This window comes from Streptomyces sp. LaBMicrA B280 (assembly GCF_049222185.1).
Taxonomy (GTDB): domain Bacteria; phylum Actinomycetota; class Actinomycetes; order Streptomycetales; family Streptomycetaceae; genus Streptomyces; species Streptomyces murinus.
Genome location: NZ_JBMJCT010000026.1, coordinates 24780 through 43162, shown reverse-complemented (window position 1 = coordinate 43162; position 18383 = coordinate 24780). Strand labels below are relative to the sequence as shown.

Genomic DNA, 18383 nt, shown 5'->3' with positions numbered 1-18383 from the left:
CTCATGGGAAGGAAGCGGGTGTCGGGGCGGGAGGCCCTCAGAAGTCGGCGGTGAGGGAGAGGTCGATCTCGTCGTCGCTCATCTGCGAGATCAACTCCAGCAGTCGGCCCTCCACCTCGGCGGCGAGCCGCCCCACCGTGGGATGCTCGAACAGGTCCCTGACCTGGAGCGGGCAGTCGAACGCGGTGCGCAGCCTGGAGGCGACGGCGACGGCGCGCAGGGAGTGGCCGCCCAGGGCGAAGAAGTCGTCGTGGACGCCGACCCGGGGCAGGTCGAGCACCTCGCACCAGATCTGCGCGACGACCGTCTCGGCCGGGCTGCGGGGCGCCACGAAGGTCTCCGGCTCGGGTGCCGCGGGCTCGGGGAGAGCCGCGATGTCCAGCTTGCCCTGGACCGTCAGCGGCAGCGCGTCGAGCAGGACGAACGCCGACGGCACCAGGTAGTGCGGCAGTTGGGCCCGGCAGTGCGCCTGGAGGATCTCCTCCGACAGCCCGTCGCCGACGACGTAGCCCACCAGGGCGGCCTCGCCGCGCAGGGTGCGTACGACGACCGCCGCGGCCCGTACCCCGGGGTGCCGGCGCAGCGCCGCCTCGGCCTCCTTGGGCTCGACGCGGAACCCGCGGATCTTCACCTGGTCGTCGTTGCGGCCGAGGAACTCCATTTCGCCGGAGGGCAGTCGGCGTACGACGTCCCCGGTGCGGTAGAGCCGCCCGCCGAGCCCGCCGAACGGGTCGGGCTCGAACCGCTCGGCGGTCAGCGCCGGTCGTCCCAGATATCCGCGGGCCAACTCGTCTCCGCCGACGAGCAGTTCACCGGGCACGCCCTCGGGGACGAGTTCGCCCAGCACGTCGACCACGTAGGTACGGCGCCCGCCCAGGGGCCGGCCGATGGGTACCCGTCCGGTGCGGACGCCGTCCGCGGTGTGCGCGGTGGCCGAGATCACCGTCTCGGTCGGCCCGTAGGTGTTGAGCACGGGCACCCCCGGCAGGTGTCCGAACCACCGCTCCAGCGGATCGGCGGGCAGCGTCTCTCCCCCGGTCACCAGCAGCCGCAGCGAGGCGAGCAGCGGTGCCAGCCGGTCCAGGTGGGAGACCAGCTCCGCCCAGTAGGACGGGGTGAGTTCCATGACGGTGACCCGCTCGGCCGCGACGCGGGCGGCCAGTTCCTCCGGCGCCCAGATCTCGTCCGGGCGCACGATCACCGTGGCTCCGGCGCTCAGCGCGGGCAGGATCTGCTCCAGCGAGGCGTCGAACGACGTGGAGGCGAAGGTGAGCACCCGGTCCTCGGCGTTGAGCGCGAACCGCTCGCGGGCGGTCGTCACATGGGCGTCCAGGGCGTGGTGCTCGACTCCGACAGCCTTGGGGCGACCCGTGGAGCCCGAGGTGAAGATGACATAGGCGAGGTCGCCCGGGTCGGGGGTGTGCCGCGGTCCGTCGGGCAGCGGTCGTACGTCCTCGACGGCCACGGCGCTCACTCCGAGCGCGGTGACCTTCTCGCCGGTGTGCGCGTCGGCCACGACGTGCCGTACCCCGGCCTCGTGGAGCATGTACCGCAGCCGGTCCTCAGGCAGCAGGACATCGAGCGGGACGTAGACACCGCCCGCCCGCCAGACGGCCAGCATCGCGGCCACCGACCAGACGCCCCGCCGGACGCACACCCCGACGGGGTCGCCGGGCGCGACTCCCCCGGCGGCGAGGGCGGCGGCCAACCCACCGGTCAGGGCGTCCAGTCGGCCATGGTCGAGGCTCGCGCCCTCGCACACCACGGCCGGGTCCCCGGGGCGGCCGGCCACCCGGAACGCCGGTGCGGGCGGCACCTCGCGCCCCGCCGTCGCCACCAGCAGTTCGCGCTCCCCCGCGGACAGCAGCGGTGCCGCGTCCACGCGCCCGCCGGGATCGGCGAGGAAGGCTTCCAGCAGGCGTCCGACGTGGCGGGCGAACCGGGTGGCGGTGGCCGGTTCGAACAGGTCGGCGGCGTACTCGATGTTGAGGGCGAACCCGTCGGGCCGCACCACGAAGGTGGCCGTGAGGTCGAACTTGGCGGATCCCCAGGGCAGTCGGAAGTCACGGGTGTCGAGCCCCGGCAGCCCGGCGCCGCCGGTGGAGGCGTCCTGGACGTCCACCATCACCTGGAACAGGGGGTTGCGGGACAGATCGCGTGCGGGACGCAGCCGCTCCACGACCCGCTCGAACGGCACCTCCTGGTGATCGAAGGCGCCCAGCACCACCTCACGCACCCGGTCCACGAGAGCGCTGAAGGTGGGCCGCCCGGACAGATCCGTGCGCAGGACGACGGTGTTGACGAAGAAGCCGACCAGCGGCTCCAGTTCGAGACGGCCGCGCCCGGCGACGGGCGTGCCCACGGGGACGTCGGTCTGTCCCGACCAGCGGGCCAGCACGGCCTGGGCGGCGGCCAGCAGCACCATGAACCGGGAAGCGCCGCGCTCCCGGGCGAAGGCGTCCACCCGGTGCACCAGCTCGGCGGGCAGGTCGATCTCGACGGCACCGCCGCGCCCGGTGAACGCGGCCGGCCGGGGCCGGTCGGTGGGCAGCTCCAGGGCGGGCGTCCGGGCCAGCACCCGCTCCCAGTAGGCGAGTTGCGGTTCCAGCGCCCCGCTCTCGGCGCGTTCCCGCTGCCACACGGCGAAGTCGCCGTACTGGACGGGCAGCGGCGGCAGGTGGGCCTCCCGTCCCGCCCGGCGGGCCGCGTAGTGGTGGGCCAGCTCGTCCAGCAGGACGCCCTTGGACCAGCCGTCGGTGACGGCGTGGTGCAGGGCGAGCAGGACCACATGGTCGTCGTCGGCCAGCTCCCACACCCCGGCCCGCAGCAGGGGCGGCCGGTCGAGGTCGAAGCGGCGGGTGGCGAGGGCCACGGCCCGCTGTCGTACGGCGTCCAGCCGGGACTCCTCGTCCGGCCCCTGTGGCGCCGCCTCCCAGTGCAGGGGCACGCCCGACGGGTCGCACACCTGCTGCACCGGGCGGCCGTCGGACTCGGTCAGCGCCGTGCGCAGCACCTCGTGGCGGGCCACCAGATCGTCCAACGCCCGCTGCCAGGCGTCGCGTTCGAGTCCGCCGCGGACCCGCCAGCAGTACCACAGCAGATACGAGTCACCCCGGTCGGAGGTGCGGTCGAGGAACCACAGGCGCTCCTGCGCGAAGGACAGCGGCAGCGGGCGGGCGCGGTCGACGGGCACCACCTCGGTCGTGCCCGAGGTGCGGGCGCCGGCCACGCGCGGGGCGAAGCCGCGCACGGTCGGGTGCTCGAAGACGGTGCGCAACTCGATGTCCCGGCCGAGCCGTCCGGCGATCCTGGAGACCGCCATGGTGGCGAGCAGGGAGTGCCCGCCCAGGTCGAAGAAGCTGTCGTCGATGCCGATCCGCTCCAGGCCCAGCACCTCGGCCCACACCTCGGCGACGATCCGTTCGGTCTCGTCGCGGGGCGCGGCGAAGGCGGCGCCGTCGGCCGGGTGGCCGCGGTCGGGGTCGGGCAGGGCGCCCCGGTCGAGCTTGCCGGAGACGCCGACCGGGAGGGCGTCCAGGGTGACGTAGTCGGAGGGGACGGCGTAGTGCGGCAGATAGCGGGCGCACCAGGCCCGCAGCTCCGCCCGGTCGGGCGCGGCGGGCGCGTCCGGGGCGGGTACGACATAGCCGGTGAGGGCCTGTCCGGTGGCGCGGTCGGGCCGGACGGCGGCCGCGGCGATGAGCGGGCAGGCCCGCAACACCGCTTCCACCTCGCCGAGTTCGACGCGGAATCCCCGGATCTTGACCTGGTCGTCGCGGCGGCCGACGAACTCCAGCTCTCCCCCGGGCGTCCAGCGCACGAGGTCGCCGGTGCGGTAGAGGCGGCCGCCGGGCGGGCCGTACGGGTCGGGGACGAAGCGGTCGGCGGTCAGCGCGGGCCGATTGAGGTAGCCGCGCGCCAACTCGGTGCCGCCGATGAGGAGTTCACCCGAGACGCCGATGGGCACCTGCTCGTCGTCCGCGTCCACCACGTACACCCGCCGGTCGCCGAGCGGGCGGCCGATGGGCACGGTGTCGGCGGGCGGCTCCTCGGCGTCGTAGGTGGTGGCGGTGACGGTGGTCTCGGTGGGCCCGTAGGCGTTGCAGACCCGCACCCAGGGCACGGCGGCCCGCCAGACGGCCAGGGTGTCGGCCGGTACCGCCTCGCCGCCGAGGACCAGCAGCCGCAGCGGCGCGAGGGCGGCGGCCAGCCGCCGGTCCAGGGAGAGGGCCAGCTCGGACCAGTAGGTGGGCGGCACATTGACCACGGTCAGCTCGTGCCGCTGGACGATCTCCGGTACCTGGGTGGGCAGCCAGGGCTCCTCGGGGCGCATGACGACGGTGGCGCCGGAGGTGAGGGCGGGCAGCACCTGGTCGAGGGAGGCGTCGAAGGAGAAGGAGGCGAAGGCCAGCACCCGGTCGGCGGCGGTGATGCCGAGGCGCTGCCGTGCGGCGGCCACGTGCGAGGCGAGCGCGGCGTGTTCGACACCGACCGCCTTGGGGCGTCCCGTGGACCCGGACGTGAAGATGACATGGGCGAGCTGGCGGGGGTCGGGCCGGTGGCGGGGCCCGTCCGGGTCCGGGGTGACGGCGGTGACGTCGACGGCGACGGGCGCGAGCGGGGCGGCGACGGTGGCCGTCGCCGGTGCGGTGACGACACAGGCGAGCCCCGCCTCCTCCGCCATGAACGCGAGCCGCTGCGCGGGCAGTTCGGGGTCGAGCGGCACGTACACCCCACCGGCCCGCCAGATCCCCTCGATGGCGGCGACCGACCACAGTCCGCGGCGCAGCACGACACCCACCGGGCTGCCCGCAGTGACCCCGGCGGCGCGCAGTGCGGCGGCGAGTCCGCCGGACAGGGCGTCGAGTTCCGCGTACGTGGCGCTGTCGTCGCCGCAGCGCAGCGCGAGCGCGTCGGGCCGTCCGGCGAAGGCGACCGGCCGCGCGGGCGCCGTGGGCCGGTCGGGGGCGTGGTGCCAGTCGCTCCTGGGCCGCGCGGGCGCCCCGGGCCCGGCGGGCAGGGCGCGCGCCAACTCGTGTACGGGTGCCGTCGGTTCGGCGATGACGGCCCGCAGCAGGGCGACATACGCCGTGCCGAACGCGCGCATCGTGCCGGCGTCGAACAGGGCGGTGGCGTACTGGAGGATGGCGGCGACGGAGCCGTCCGTGCGCAGGGTCAGGTCGAGGAAGACGTCCAGCGGGGTCTCGGTCAGCGGCGGCTCGACGAGCGCCACGTCCAGGTCCGCCATCCGCACCGGCCGGATCGGGGAGTTGAGCAGCGTGAACGACGCCTGGGCGAGCGGGTGCCGGGACAGGTCCCGGGATCCGCCGAGCGCGCCGACCACGAGGTCGAAGGGCGCCTCGGCATGGGACAGATCGGCCGGCACCCGCCGCCGTACCCGCTCCAGCAGCGTGTCGAAGCCGGGCCGTCCGGACAGGTCCGACCGCAGCACGACGGTGTTCACCAGCGGGCCGATCAGCTCGGCGGCACCGCGCTGGGCCCGGTCGGCGAGCGTGCTGCACACGGCGACGTCGGTACGGCCCGACCAGTGACCGAGCAGCGCCTGATAGGCGGTGAGCAGCACCATGTACCGGGTGACCCGCCGCGAGCGCGCCAACCCGTCCACGGCGGCGACCAGTTCGGCGGGCAGATCGAAGCGGACGACATCGCCGGAGCCGTCCCAGACCCGGGGCCGCGGCCGGTCCGTGGGCAGCTCCAGCGGGGTCAGCCCGGTCAGCCGTTCCCGCCAGTGCCCGAGCAGCCGTTCCAGCCGGGCGCCGGAGAGCCGTTCGGCCTGTGCGCGGGCGAGTTCGGCGTACTGCACGGCCGGCGGCTCGACCTCCTCGCCCCGGTATCCGGCGGCCAGCTCCTCCAGCAGCACGCCCCAGGACCAGCCGTCCACGGCGATGTGGTGGACCTCGACCAGCAACAGATGCTCGTCCTCGGCGACCCGGGCGAGGGTGGCGCGGACCGGGTGCTCCTCGGCGAGGTCGACGGGGCGGCCCAGGCAGCGGGCGTACAGGTCGGCGGGGCCGTCCGCCGTGACCCGGCGCAGCGGGCACCCGGCGGGCGCGTCCACGATCGGCACCGGCTCCCCGTCCACGGCGGTGAACCGCGTCCGCAGCACCTCGTGCCGGGCCACGATCCCGCTCAACGACCGCTCCAGCCGGTCGGCGTCGAGGCGCCCCCGCAGCCGCAGCACCAACGGCAGCATCGACCCGCTGGAGGACCCCGCCAGCTGGTCCATGAACCACAGCCGGCGCTGCGCGAAGGACACCGTCCGGGCGTCCACGTCGTTCGGCGCCCCCGCAGGGGCCGGGCCTGTTGTCACTGTCGCCTCCCAGCCGTCTTTTCCCAGCAGCCTGCCGCCACCGGCGGGCACTCCCCAGGGAAGAAGACGCAGCGGTGTGAGCAGAGTCGACTGCGGTTCTGGGGGCGGGGGCGGCGGACTCGGGCCGACGTGGGGGCCGGGACGGCCGGTTCAGTGGCGTCGGGCCTTGCCGATGCGTTGGGCGACCGCGGGCTTGTCGAGATAGCGGTGGACGTCGTGGGCGTTGAGCTTGCCGTTGTCGACCTTGACGTCGGTGACCCCGACCGCCAGGTAGGACAGGCCCTTGCCCCTGTTCACCGGGTCGTTGGCCGCGTACAGGTTCGTCCACTCCACCCCGGCCGGGACGGACAGCGGTTCACCGACCGCGTGAACGCCCTTGCGCACCGCGAGCCAGCCCAGCGGCGAGCCGCAGGTGATCAGCGAGGCCACCCCCGGGCCGCCGTCCGGCGCGGGCGGAACCTCGCCGCGGGTGAGCATGTCGTAGAACACGACGGTGCCCAGCGAGTGGGCGATGACCATCCGGGCGCCGGTGGTGACCAGCGCCTCCCGGACCACGGCGCGGACCGCGGCCGCCGTCCGCTCCTGCCGCAGGTAGCCATGGGCTTCGCGGATCAGCCACAGCAGACGGTCGGTCACTCCCTTGCCGGCCACCCGGTCCACGGCCTGAGCCCGTCTGAGGATCCGCGGTGTGAGCCGGCCCGCCCCCAGAGTCCGGCCGGCCATCGGGGAGTCCTGCTCCTCCGCCACCGCGGACGGCGCGTAAGCGGCCAGGGCCTCCAGGATGAAGGCCTCTTCCTCTTCGTCCACGGGCACGTCGTCGGCCGCACCAGCGGCGTCCGCGCCCAGCCGCATGTACCGGGTGGCCGTCTTCGGATACACGCCTTGGTACGACGGGACGGTGAGGCCGACCGGACCGGCCGCCTCGGCGAGCCCCGAGCAGGCCAGCGCGTCGTCCACGGACTCCTGCCAGCTCCTGCTCAGTGCCTCCGTCGTGGCCGCGGCCCCCTGCCGGATGCCGTGCACTCCGATGACCTGTAGTGCGCTCACCGTTCCCCCTCCTCGTCCGCCCAAGGGCCGCCTGCCCGGGCCGATCGTAGCCGCGGGCGGGGGGCCGGCCGCTCCGGATAGGCTGACCGGGCCGTGCGCCGCACCTCGCGCGCGGAGCGGGGGAGGGCTGTGGACGCGCAAGAGCCGACGGGAATCGTCCGGCGGCGGCTGATCGTGATCGCGTTGGACGGTTGTACGACCCCGGCTCGGCCCAGCCCATCACCGCCCTCTCCCTGCCGGCCGTCAACGACGTGCACGTCCTGGAGGACGGCGCCGCGCGCTGGAAGCTGTTCGTCATCACGGCGCAGAGCGCCTTCGTGTGGCGGCCGAACGCTCACGGCGTCGACGAGAGCCGCGTCGTCGAGGCCGAGGGTTTTCCGGGGTCGGGCCATGTCTTCCGCCGCAGCACGTCGGCCGTGGTGCGACGGGCGAGCGGACACGCGCTCGTGGCCTTCCCCACGCCGGAGGGCATCCGCCTCTGGGACCCGTTCTCGGGCTTGACCCCGCAGCCGCCGTTCGGGGGCGACCGGGCGCACGTGGCCCTCGCCGTGTCCAGACCCGGGAAGGACGACCTGCTCGTCGTACGGATGGGAGCACCTGTCCGATGGCGGCTCTGGGACCCCTTCCGGGGAGAACCCGCTCCCTGCCCCGCGCTCCCGGGGCGCCCCCTGGCGGCGCTGCCCGGTGGCACGGCGGTGGCCTACACCCGGCTCAACCGCATCGTCGTGCGGGACATCGACAGCGACTGGGAGAACTCCTTCGAGGCCGACCTCCCGTCCATCGACGCCCTCGCCGTCCTGGACGACCCGAATGGCCCGCGTGTCGTCTCCGCCGGTCCCCAGGGGATCAGGCTGTGGCAACCCGGCCACGAGCCGACGCTGCACGGGGACGGTCTGACGGAGACGCTGTACCGGGCGCCCCTCGGGTCGCACCCCACGGAGCCGTGGCCGCTGTGCAGGACGCGATGCCCGGGCCCCGACGGAGCCGACGACGTCCTCGTGCTCGGCACCCGCGTCGGACTGGAGGTCCACGACGCCCTGACGGGGCGGCTGGTGAAGCGGTTGGACACCGGGCGGGTCAGGAACGTCGAACCCTTCCCGTCGCCTCCCGGCAGCGCGTACGTCATGGTCGAGGACCACAGCTCCTGGTCGGTCTGGGACCTGGTGTCCGGCACGGAGGTGCATCCCGCGCACGAGACCGGCTCTCCCCCCGGACGGTCCTGCGTCGTCACGACGGCGGCCGGCGTGCCGCTGCTGGTGCGGCTGGAGGGCCGCGGAGGCCGCAGGTCCGTGGTGTGGGGTCCGGTCGACGGCCCCGAGACCGGCGCCCTGCCCAGGTCGGCCACCGATCAGCCGCGCCTCCTGGCACCCCTTCCCGTGCGGGAGTCGGGCACCACCCTGATCGCCGTGGTGGGCATGGCCGGCATCGAACTCGTCGACCTGTTCTCCGGTCGCGTCGTCACCACGCTGAGACGGCCTGCCCATCACCGGTCGCTGTTCCGGCACGCGTGCGCTTTCCGCGGCCACCACGGGGTAGTACTGGTCGCGACCACATCGGCCGAGGTCTTCGTCTGGGACACGGCCGACGGCTCCCTCCTCGCCCGCTGGAAAGCTTCCGACACCCTGGCGCTGGCCGCGGTGCCCCTGTCGGACGGCCGGGCGCTGATCGCCTCCGCGGACCCGAGCGGCATCCGCCTCCGGGACCCGCTGACCGGCGAGCTCCGCCACACCCTCCTCACCGGCGCCCCCGTCCACGCACTGGCCGTCGGCACCGTCGCGTCAGGCCCCGCACTGCACATCCTCGGCCCGGCGGGACTGGCCACGCTCCTGCTGGACGAGCGGCTGCTGTGACGCCGGGCCGGAACGGCCGCACAGCGCTGCAGGGGCCCGACGCGGCGCGGCGCGAGCGCGATCAGCCCCGCTCGACCAGCGCCGCCACCCCGTCCAGCAGCCGCTGGAGCCCGAACTCGAAGAGGGCGTCCAGGTCGAGGTCGTAGCCCGTCGCGGCGAGGCGGGAGAGGGCGGGGAAGCGGCCGGTGGCGAGGATGTCGAGGAGTTCGGGTTCCTGGGTGTCCATCCACTGCTCGCTGTCGAGCCCGCTGTACGCCTCGGCCTCCCGTTCCGACTCCAGGTTCACGGCGATGCCGCGGGCGTAGTTGAGCAGCATCAGGTGCGCGGTGAAGGCGGTGTGCAGGTCGAGGCCGCGGGAGTGCAGGACGGAGAGCATCCACTCGCTGTACGGGAGGGCCGAGGCGACCATCTGGGGGCGGGTCACCGAGAGGGCCGGCGCGAGCCAGGGGTGGCGGCGGAACTGGTCCCACAGCCGCCGGGCGGCCAGCTCGATCGCCGCGCGCCAGTCCTGCGGCGGGTCGGCGGGCAGCGGGTGCCGCGCGATGACCGTGTCCAGCATCCGTGTCAGCAGGTCGTCCTTGTCGGTCACATGCCGGTACAACGACATGGTCGCCACGCCGAGTTCGGCGGCCACCCGGCGCATCGAGACCGCCGCCAGCCCCTCCGCGTCGGCGACCGCGATCGCGGCGGTGACGATCCGGTCGAGCGTGAGCGCCGACGGGGCCGGGGACGCGTCGGCGGGCCGGGCGGCCCCGCCGGGTGGCGGCAGCGGGGCGAGCGGGCCGCGCCGGGGGCGCCACGACCGTGCCGACGCCGGGTACGGCACGGACCAGGCCCGCGCGGCGCAGTTCGGTGAGCACCTTGGTGGCCGTCGCCATGGCGACACCCCACTGGCGGGTGATCTCCCGGGTCGAGGGCACGCGCTCGCCCGGCGCCAGTTCGCCCGTCTCGATCCGCCGTCGCAGCTCGTCCACGATCCGACCGGAGCGCGACACCGCCTGTCCGCTCATCGGCATCCTCCGCACTAGTGCACTGAAGGCGGCCATCGTAAGCCCGCGACGCCGGGCGATACGGCCGCGAGACCCCACTCCAACACCCTCGTGTACTAGTGCACTTCTTTGCAACTACCCCCACCAGCAGGCAGCTTGGCGCTTGCGCACTAGCCTGCGTACGGCGTACATTCCCACCATGACCGACAACGAGATACTCATCTGCGGCGCCGGCATCGCGGGGCCCGCGCTGGCGTACTGGCTACGCGAAGGGGGCTTCACGGTCACGATCGTGGAGCGGGCGCCGGCACCCCGGCCGGGCGGGCAGACCGTGGATCTGCGCGGCGCCGGCCGGACCGTGATCGAACGGATGGGCCTGATGGAGCGGGCCAGGGCGGAGAGCGTGGACCAGCGCGGGCTCGCCCTCGTCGACGCCGCCGGACGCGTCACCGCCGCCCTGCCCGCCGACGGCTTCGGCGGCGAGGGGATCGTCTCCGAGATCGAGATCCTGCGGGGCGACCTCGCCCGGCTGCTGTACGAGGCGAGCCTGCCCGGCACGGAGTACCTGTTCGACGACACGATCACCGCGCTGGAGCAGGACGCGGACGGGGTCACGGTCACCTTCGAGCGGGCCGCGCCGCGCCGGTTCGCGATGGTCGTCGGCGCGGACGGGCCGCACTCCGTGGTGCGCGCGCTGGCCTTCGGCCCGGAGCGGGAGTTCGTCCGCCCGCTCGGCCTCTGCACGGCCTGGTTCACCGCCACCGACGACCTGGACCTCGACGGCTGGTACATGATGCACAACGCGCCGCCCGGTCTGGTCGCCTCCGCCCGGCCCGGCCGGCTGCCCGGCGAGATCAAGGCGGGCCTCAGCTTCCGCTCCGCGCCGCTCTCCTACGACCGCCGGGACATCGCCGCCCAGCACGAGCTGCTGGCCCGGCGCTTCGCCCACGTCGGCTGGGAGGCCCCGCGGCTGCTGCGGGCGATGCGCGCCGCCCCGGACTTCTTCCTTGACTCCATGGGCCAGGTCCGCCTCGACGGCTGGTCGCGCGGCCGGGTCGCGCTGCTCGGCGACGCCGGGTACTGCGCGACCCCGCTGACCGGCCTCGGGACCAGTCTCGCGCTGGTCGGCGCGTACGTACTCGCCGGTGAACTGGCCACGGCCGGGGGCGACCACCGGACCGCCCTGCGCCGCTACGACGAGGTCATGCGCCCCTACGTCGACCAGGCCCAGCGGCTCCCGCCGGGCGGCGCCTCCGGATACGCGCCCACGAGCCGCCTCGGCATCCGGCTGCGGGACCTCTCCATGCGGCAGATGACCCGCTTTCCGATGCGGAACGTGCTCGCGGCGCAGTTCGCCAAGGCCGGGAACATCGAGCTGCCCGCGTACGGATGGGGCTCACAACTCCCCTGTCGGCTCCAGGAGTTCGGTGTCTGACCGGGTGCGGCGCCGTAGGGGCGGCCGGTCGGGTCATGGTGCGTCAGGGTATGCCTTGCCCGAAGTCCGGCAGCGATGCCGAACGCGACGCCGAGAAGGAGGCCGAGGCGGATGACCACCATGCCGCACGAGGAGCACGACGGGACGGGCCCGCAGGAGGAGCCGGTGATCCGGCTGGACCGCTGGGACGCCGACTGGCCGGCCGACGATCCGCACGCCAACTTCAAGTCGGACGTCGTCCTCTACGGACGGCTCGATCCGCTCGCCACCCTGCGGGGCATGGCCGAGAACCTGGACATCCCGGTCGGCGCCCTCGCCCGCTATGTGCTGGCGCGCTGGGCGACCGGCGGCAGCGGAGGTCTGCTGGAGGTGGGGCCGGTGATGGTGCACCGGCTGTGGGAGCCGATCGCCGAGGCCGAGCGGCAGGACAGCGATAGCGAGCGGCTGCGGGCGTACCACCAGCTGCGGCAGATGATCGCCTGGCTCAAGCTGCCGCTGGACCAACCGGACGTCTATCCGGCCCAGTTCGAGGACGGTCCGGCCGACACGGCCCGGTGAACTGCTGGAACCATGGTGACGGCCACCGGTTCCGACCGGCCGCGCGCCCGAAACACCCCGCTCACCGAGGAGTTCCCGTGTCCGCACCGGACGTCGACACCATCACCAGCCGCAACCGCTCCACCAGGCCCCCCGTCCCCCACGCCGCGCTCGGCGTGGGCGCGATCGTCCTCGGCGAGCGGGGCATCCTCCTCGGCCGCCATCAGCGCGGCACCCTCGAACTCCCGGGCGGCACCGTGGAGCCCGGGGAGTCCCTGGAGCAGACCGTCGTACGGGAACTCGCCGAGGAGACCGGGCTGCTCGCGCGCGCCGAGGACGTCCGGCTCCTGGGCACGCTGGTCGACCATGTCGAGGACGTCGTACGCGTCACCGTCGGCGCCCTCGTCACCGCGTGGCGGGGCGAACCGGCCACCCAGCCGGACGAGCGGGTCGGCGACTGGGCCTGGTACCCCCTGGACAAGCTGCCCGACGGCCTGTTCGTGTGCAGCGCGCAGATCCTCACCGCGTGGCGCCCCGAACTGCCCATCGCGCACACCCCGGCGCACTTCACCCCGTACGCCTAGGAGGGGAGGGCGACCGCCGCACGACAGACGCGGTGGTCGCCCTCGCTCGTACGTTCCCTACAGCGCCTTCTCCAGCCGCTGTGCCATCAGCTTCACGAAGCGGGCCGGTTCCTTCGGCTGGCCGCCCTCCGCCAGGACCGCGAGGCCGTACAACAGCTCGGCGGTCTCGGCGAGTTCGGTGCCGTCGCCGCGCTGGGTGTACGCCTCGTTGAGCCCCTCGACCAGGGCGTGCCCGGGGTTGAGTTCGAGGATGCGCTTGGCCCGGGGGACCTCCTGGCCCATGGCGCGGTACATGTTCTCCAGGGCCGGGGTGAGTTCGTGCGCGTCGGAGACGACGCAGGCCGGGGAGACGGTGAGCCGGGAGGACAGCCGTACCTCCTTGATGTCGTCCTCCAGTCGCTTGCCCATCCACTCCAGCAGACCGGCGTACGCCTCGTTCCGCTTCTCCCGCTCGTCGTCCGCGCCCTCGTCCTCGCTCTTCGCGTCGAGGTCGAACTCGCCCTTGGCGACGGAGCGCAGCTTCTTGCCCTCGTACTCGCCGACCGCGTCGACCCACACCTCGTCCACGGCGTCGGTGAGCAGCAGCACCTCGAGGCCCCGGTCGCGGAACGCCTCCATGTGCGGGGAGTTCTCGATGGCCCCGCGGGATTCGCCGGTCAGGTAGTAGATGTCGTCCTGGCCGTCCTTCATCCGCTCCACGTACTGCTTCAGCGTGGTCGGCTCGCTCTCGTGGTGCGTGCTCGCGAACGAGGAGACGGCGAGCAGGGCCTCGCGGTTCTCCGCGTCGGTGACCAGCCCCTCCTTGAGGACGGTGCCGAACTCCCGCCAGAACGTGGCGTAGCGGTCCGACTCCTCGCCCATCAGGTCCTTGACCGTGGCGAGGACCTTCTTGGTCAGCCGACGGCGCATCATCTCGATGTGGCGGTCCTGCTGGAGGATCTCACGGGAGACGTTGAGCGTGAGGTCGGCCGCGTCCACGACGCCCTTGACGAAGCGGAGGTACGGCGGCAGCAGCGCCTCGCAGTCGTCCATGATGAACACGCGCTTGACGTAGAGCTGTACGCCCCGGCGGAAGTCCCGGGTGAACAGGTCGTGGGGGGCGTGCTCGGGCAGGAAGAGCAGCGCCTGGTACTCGAAGGTGCCCTCCGCCTGGAGCCGGATGGTCTCCAGCGGGTCGCGCCAGTCGTGGCCGATGTGCTTGTACAGCTCGTGGTACTCGTCGTCGGACACCTCGTCGCGGGGCCGCGCCCACAGCGCCTTCATGGAGTTGAGGGTCTCGGGCGCCGGCTCCTCGCCGTCGGCCGGGGTCTCGGACACCATCCTGATCGGCCAGGTGATGAAGTCCGAGTACCGCTTGACGATCTCCCTGATCTTCCAGGGCGAGGCGTAGTCGTGGAGCTGGTTCTCCGGGTCGGCCGGCTTGAGGTGCAGGGTGACCGAGGTGCCCTGCGGGGCGTCCTCGACGGCGGTCAGGGTGTACGTCCCCTCGCCGCGCGAGGTCCAGCGGGTGCCCTGGCTCTCCCCGGCCCGCCGGGTCACCAGGGTCACCTCGTCGGCCACCATGAAGCCGGAGTAGAAGCCCACGCCGAACTGGCCGATGAGCCCCTCCTCCCCGGCCGTGTCCTTGGACTCGCGCAGCTCGCGCAGGAATTCGGCGGTGCCGGAGTTGGCGATGGTGCCGATGAGCTGCCCGACCTCGTCATAGGACATACCGATGCCGTTGTCCCGCACCGTGAGCGTCCGGGCGTCGCTGTCGATGTCCAACTCGATGTGCAGGTCGGACACTTCGACGTCCAGCGCGTCGTCCCGCAGCTTCTCCAGGCGCAACTTGTCCAGCGCGTCGGAGGCGTTGGAGACGAGCTCGCGCAGAAAGACATCCTTGTTCGAGTACACGGAGTGGATCATCAGCTGGAGCAGCTGACGGGCCTCCACCTGAAACTCAAACGTCTGCGTCGACATGTTCGCGGATACCTCACAGGTCCTGTCGTCCGAACGGGGCGCCAAACACTGTAAAACACCATGTCGGAGCGGGGGGCCACATCAGGCCCAGAGGGACTGCGCGAGCGCGGCGCCCAGGAAGGCGGCACCGAGTCCGGCGACGACGCTCGCGACGACGTTGGCGGCGGCGAAGAAGCGCGCCCCGTCCTCGGCGAGCCGCAGCGTCTCGTAGGAGAACGTGGAGTACGTGGTCAGTGCCCCGCACAGCCCGGTGCCGATCAGCAGCTGGAAGTCCGAGGACATCCCGCCCGCGACGACCGCCCCGGTGACCAGGCCGAGAATGAGGCTGCCGACGACATTGACGGTGAAGGTGCCCCAGGGGAAGACGGTGTCGTGCCGGGACTGCACGGTGCGGTCGGTCAGATAGCGCAGCGGTGCGCCCACGGCGGCTCCGGCGATGACCAGCAGCCAGTTCACGAACTCTCCTTCTCGTCAAGGCCGTCGCGGCGGACGATCTCGCAGTGGTCGACGGTCACCAGACCCTCCCCGACCAGCTCGTCGAGCTGGGGCAGGAAGGCCCGTACGCGCTGCTCGGTGTCGACGATGACCACGGCCACCGGCAGGTCCTCGCTGAGCGACAGCAGCCGGCTGGTGTGGATCAGGGAGGTCGCCCCGAATCCCTCCACGCCCCGGAACACGCTGGCGCCGGCCAGCCCGGCCCGGTGCGCCCGGTGCACGATCTCGGCGAAGAGGGGCTTGTGGTGCCACATGTCGTCCTCGCCGACGAGGACCGTGAGCCGGACTCCGGGAACGGTCGTTGTCGTCATGATGTCCTCCACTCGATGACGCGCCGGGTGAGGTGCGCGGTGGTCCAGACGGCCGCGAGGGCGCCGAGCGCGGTCGCGACGAGGTCGAGCAGGCCGGTGGTGGCCCGGCCGGTGCCGGTCAGCCGCTCGATGTCCACGGTGTAGGTGGAGAAGGTGGTGAATCCGCCGAGCACGCCGGTGCCGAGGAAGGGCCTGACCAGGCGGTGCCCGGAGCCGATGTCGGTGATGACGACCATGAGGACGCCGATGACGGCGCAGCCGCTGACGTTCACCCAGAACGTGGTCCACGGGAAGGCGCCGGACGCGGTCGGCCACAGCAGCGAGGTGGCGTAGCGGGCGCAGGACCCGAGGGCGCCGCCGACGGCGATGGCCGCGAGGACGGGTCCCTGGGTGCGCCAGGGCGCGCTCCGACGGGCCGGCGCGCGCCGCTCGACGCCGCGTTCGGTGGTTTGGTTCAGCGCCGTCCGCTCTGCCACATGGGCCTCCTCGTACAGGGCGCCCGGGGCGTGCCGGGGCGCACTTTGTCATGGGGAGGGACCATTGGCGGCGACATTGCCGCGGTTCTGTACGGCGGGACCCACCGCCGTGCGGGGACCGAGGTCGCGCCGCCCCACCAGGATAGCGCGAAGCGGGTACGGCCTGATGGCAGGCCCGGCATCCGAGACGGCCGGCCGCGCGCGCGTGGCCGGGGGCCCGGTCCGGGTAGTCCTCCGACGTCACGGCCCCCCGCGGGAAAGAAGTCCCCCATGCGTATCCGAGCCGCCGTCACCGAGACCCCGGGCGGGCCGTTCACCGTGCGGGAGGTGGAGCTCGAAGTGCCGCGCCCGCGCGAGGTGTTGGTGCGGATCACCGCCGCGGGGGTGTGCCACACCGATCTGAGCAGCCAGGCGGCCTGGCCGGCGGAGCTGATGCCGATGGTGTTCGGGCACGAGGGCACAGGGGTGGTCGAGGCGGTGGGGGTGGAGGTGACCGGGATCACGCCGGGTGATCATGTCGTCCTCACCTTCCACAGCTGCGGCGCGTGCGCGCAGTGCGCGGCCGGTCATCCCGCGTACTGCCACGCGATGCGCGCCCTGAACGCCTCGGGCGGCCGGGCGGACGGCAGTACGCCGCTGTCCCGGGGCGGCGCGCCGGTGCGCGGCGCGTTCTTCGGCCAGTCCAGCTTCGCCACCCACGCGCTCGCCCATGAGCGCAACACCGTGCGGATCCCGGCGGATCTGCCGCCCGCGGTGGCCGCGCCGCTGGGCTGCGGGGTGCAGACGGGGGCGGGTACGGTCCTCAACCGGCTGCGCCCCGAGCCGGGCAGCTCGCTCGTGGTGATCGGGGCGGGCGGTGTCGGCCTCAGCGCGGTGATGGCCGGTGTGATCGCGGGCTGCGATCCGGTCGTCGTCGTGGAGCCGGTGGCGTCCCGGCGCGCGGTGGCGGTGAGCCTCGGGGCGAGGGCCGCCCTGGATCCGGCCGACGGCGACGAGATCGTGGCGGCGCTGCTGGATCTCACGGGCGGCGGGGCGCGGCACATCGTGGACACCACCAGCAGGCCGGAGATGCTCGCCCGGGCCCTCGGCGCGCTGCGGCACCGGGGCGACCTGGCGCTCACCGGGATCGGCACGCGGGTGCCGTTCGATGTGATGAGCCTGCTGAGCAAGGGCGTCCGGCTGCACGGGGTGATCGAGGGGGACGCGGATCCGGCCCGTTTCATCCCCGAGCTGGTCGCGCTGTACCGGCAGGGCCGCCTCCCGGTCGACCGGCTCGTCACCACGTTCCCCTTCGAGGACATCGACGCGGCGGTGCGCGGGATGCGCGACGGCAGCGCGATCAAGCCGGTGCTCGTCCTCGGCTCCTCGGCTGAACGGAGCACGGGATGAACGACGTTCCGGGCCACGGTGATTGCCCACGGGCGGCGCGCTGATCATCATGTCGGGATGCGCTTCTCCGTGAACGTGCCCAACTTCGGTGACTTCGCCGACCCCCGTGCCGTCGCGACCGTGGCCGTCGCCGCCGAACAGGCGGGCTGGGACGGCCTGTTCGTCTGGGACCATGTGCTGCACCGGCGGCATCAGGGGCGGCCCTTCGGCGACCCCTGGATGCTGCTGACGGCGGCCGCCCTTGCGACCTCCCGCATCCGGCTGGGCACACTGCTGACGCCGGTGCCCCGCTACCGTCCCCAGCAGCTGGCCCGGCAGGTCGTCACGCTGGACCAGCTGAGCGGCGGACGGGTGATCCTCGGGGCGGGTCTGGGCGGTCCGGTCGAGGACGAGTACGCGAGCTTCGGCGACACCGCCGGGCCGCGCGAGCTGGCCGGGCGGCTGGACGAGGGCCTGGAGCTGCTGACCCGCTTCTGGTCCGGCGGCCCGGTGGACCATCAGGGGCCGAACTACACGGCCCGGGACGTGACCCTGCTGCCCGCCACCGTCCAGCGGCCCCGCCCGCCCGTCTGGATCGGCGGGTTCTGGCCGCGCCGCGCGCCCATGCGGCGGGCGGCGCGCTGGGACGGCGCCGCTCCGCTCTTCGAGACCGCCCGCCACGGGTCGGCCCCGGACGCGGCCGAGGTGCGCGAGCTGATCGCCTATGTGCGGGCGCACCGTACGGCCGGGGGCGCGCATCCCTTCGAGTTCGTGCTCGGCGGTGTCACCCCGGCGGACCCGGCCGGGGCCAGGGACGTGATCGGCCCGCTGCGCGACGCCGGTGCCACCTGGTGGGACGAACGGCAGCGGGCCGACGGGCCCGATCTGGACCGGCTGGAGCCGGTGCTGCGACGCGTCGAGGCGGGGCCGCCGACCCTCTGACGGGACGGGCACCCCTTCAGCGGAACAGAGCGGACCGAGCGGAACCGAGTGGAACCGAG

The 18383-nt window shown here is 73.4% G+C and carries 12 protein-coding genes and 2 pseudogenes; 6 read left to right on the top strand and 8 right to left on the bottom strand.

All coding sequences use genetic code 11. The features are described 5' to 3' along the window. Positions 1-37: 37 nt before the first annotated feature. Both ACLF5H_RS22820 and ACLF5H_RS22815 read right to left on the bottom strand, forming a co-directional pair. Positions 38-6331, bottom strand: coding sequence for an amino acid adenylation domain-containing protein (locus ACLF5H_RS22820; RefSeq protein ID WP_421677877.1), 6294 nt, complete (start codon positions 6329-6331; stop codon positions 38-40). 150 nt (positions 6332-6481) lie between these two features. Beyond that, positions 6482-7378, bottom strand: coding sequence for a hypothetical protein (locus ACLF5H_RS22815; RefSeq protein ID WP_421677876.1), 897 nt, complete (start codon positions 7376-7378; stop codon positions 6482-6484). Positions 7379-7569: 191 nt separating this feature from the next. Between ACLF5H_RS22815 and ACLF5H_RS22810 the strand changes: the two genes are divergently transcribed. Next, complete coding sequence (locus ACLF5H_RS22810) at positions 7570-9228, top strand: WD40 repeat domain-containing protein (RefSeq protein WP_421677875.1); 1659 nt, start codon at positions 7570-7572, stop codon at positions 9226-9228. Between the two features lie 61 nt (positions 9229-9289). Here the strand turns inward: ACLF5H_RS22810 and ACLF5H_RS22805 are convergent, their stop codons facing one another. Beyond that, positions 9290-10054, bottom strand: a complete 765-nt coding sequence (locus ACLF5H_RS22805; protein ID WP_421677874.1) for a TetR/AcrR family transcriptional regulator — start codon at positions 10052-10054, stop codon at positions 9290-9292. Between the two features lie 31 nt (positions 10055-10085). Then, positions 10086-10238, bottom strand: a pseudogene (locus tag ACLF5H_RS22800) (GntR family transcriptional regulator); the annotation flags it as partial. A 178-nt stretch (positions 10239-10416) separates the two neighbouring features. Here ACLF5H_RS22800 and ACLF5H_RS22795 point away from each other — a divergent pair. From ACLF5H_RS22795 to ACLF5H_RS22785, 3 genes and pseudogenes are all read left to right on the top strand, one after another. Beyond that, entirely contained in the window at positions 10417-11652 is a 1236-nt protein-coding gene (locus ACLF5H_RS22795; protein ID WP_421677873.1) for an FAD-dependent monooxygenase, read from the top strand. Positions 11653-11763: 111 nt separating this feature from the next. Continuing rightward, positions 11764-12210, top strand: a complete 447-nt coding sequence (locus tag ACLF5H_RS22790) for a DUF6027 family protein (protein WP_421677872.1) — start codon at positions 11764-11766, stop codon at positions 12208-12210. Between the two features lie 101 nt (positions 12211-12311). Then, positions 12312-12773 (top strand): annotated as a pseudogene (locus ACLF5H_RS22785) (nucleotide triphosphate diphosphatase NUDT15); the annotation flags it as partial. A 57-nt stretch (positions 12774-12830) separates the two neighbouring features. On the opposite strand, the gene htpG reads toward ACLF5H_RS22785, so the two are convergent. The 4 genes from htpG to ACLF5H_RS22765 all read right to left on the bottom strand — a co-directional run bounded on the left by htpG (position 12831) and on the right by ACLF5H_RS22765 (position 16014). Next, a complete protein-coding gene (htpG, locus tag ACLF5H_RS22780; protein ID WP_421677871.1) occupies positions 12831-14732 on the bottom strand; it encodes a molecular chaperone HtpG in 1902 nt (633 codons plus the stop codon). 81 nt (positions 14733-14813) lie between these two features. Then, positions 14814-15188, bottom strand: coding sequence for a fluoride efflux transporter CrcB (crcB, locus tag ACLF5H_RS22775; protein WP_421677870.1), 375 nt, complete (start codon positions 15186-15188; stop codon positions 14814-14816). Beyond that, positions 15185-15538: a DUF190 domain-containing protein gene (locus ACLF5H_RS22770; protein WP_421677869.1), complete on the bottom strand. Its 354-nt coding sequence runs from the start codon at positions 15536-15538 to the stop codon at positions 15185-15187. Before ACLF5H_RS22770 ends, crcB begins: the two co-directional genes overlap by 4 nt. Then, positions 15535-16014: a fluoride efflux transporter FluC gene (locus ACLF5H_RS22765; protein WP_421677868.1), complete on the bottom strand. Its 480-nt coding sequence runs from the start codon at positions 16012-16014 to the stop codon at positions 15535-15537. The genes ACLF5H_RS22770 and ACLF5H_RS22765 overlap by 4 nt, the downstream gene beginning before the upstream one ends. Before the next feature lie 270 nt (positions 16015-16284). Between ACLF5H_RS22765 and ACLF5H_RS22760 the strand changes: the two genes are divergently transcribed. Both ACLF5H_RS22760 and ACLF5H_RS22755 read left to right on the top strand, forming a co-directional pair. Continuing rightward, on the top strand, positions 16285-17403 hold the full coding sequence (locus ACLF5H_RS22760) for an NAD(P)-dependent alcohol dehydrogenase (protein ID WP_421677867.1): 1119 nt from the start codon (positions 16285-16287) through the stop codon (positions 17401-17403). Positions 17404-17460: 57 nt separating this feature from the next. Continuing rightward, the gene (locus ACLF5H_RS22755) at positions 17461-18324 is read left to right on the top strand and encodes an LLM class flavin-dependent oxidoreductase (RefSeq protein ID WP_421677866.1); all 864 of its coding nucleotides are present in this window, start codon (positions 17461-17463) and stop codon (positions 18322-18324) included. Positions 18325-18383 lie beyond the last annotated feature (59 nt).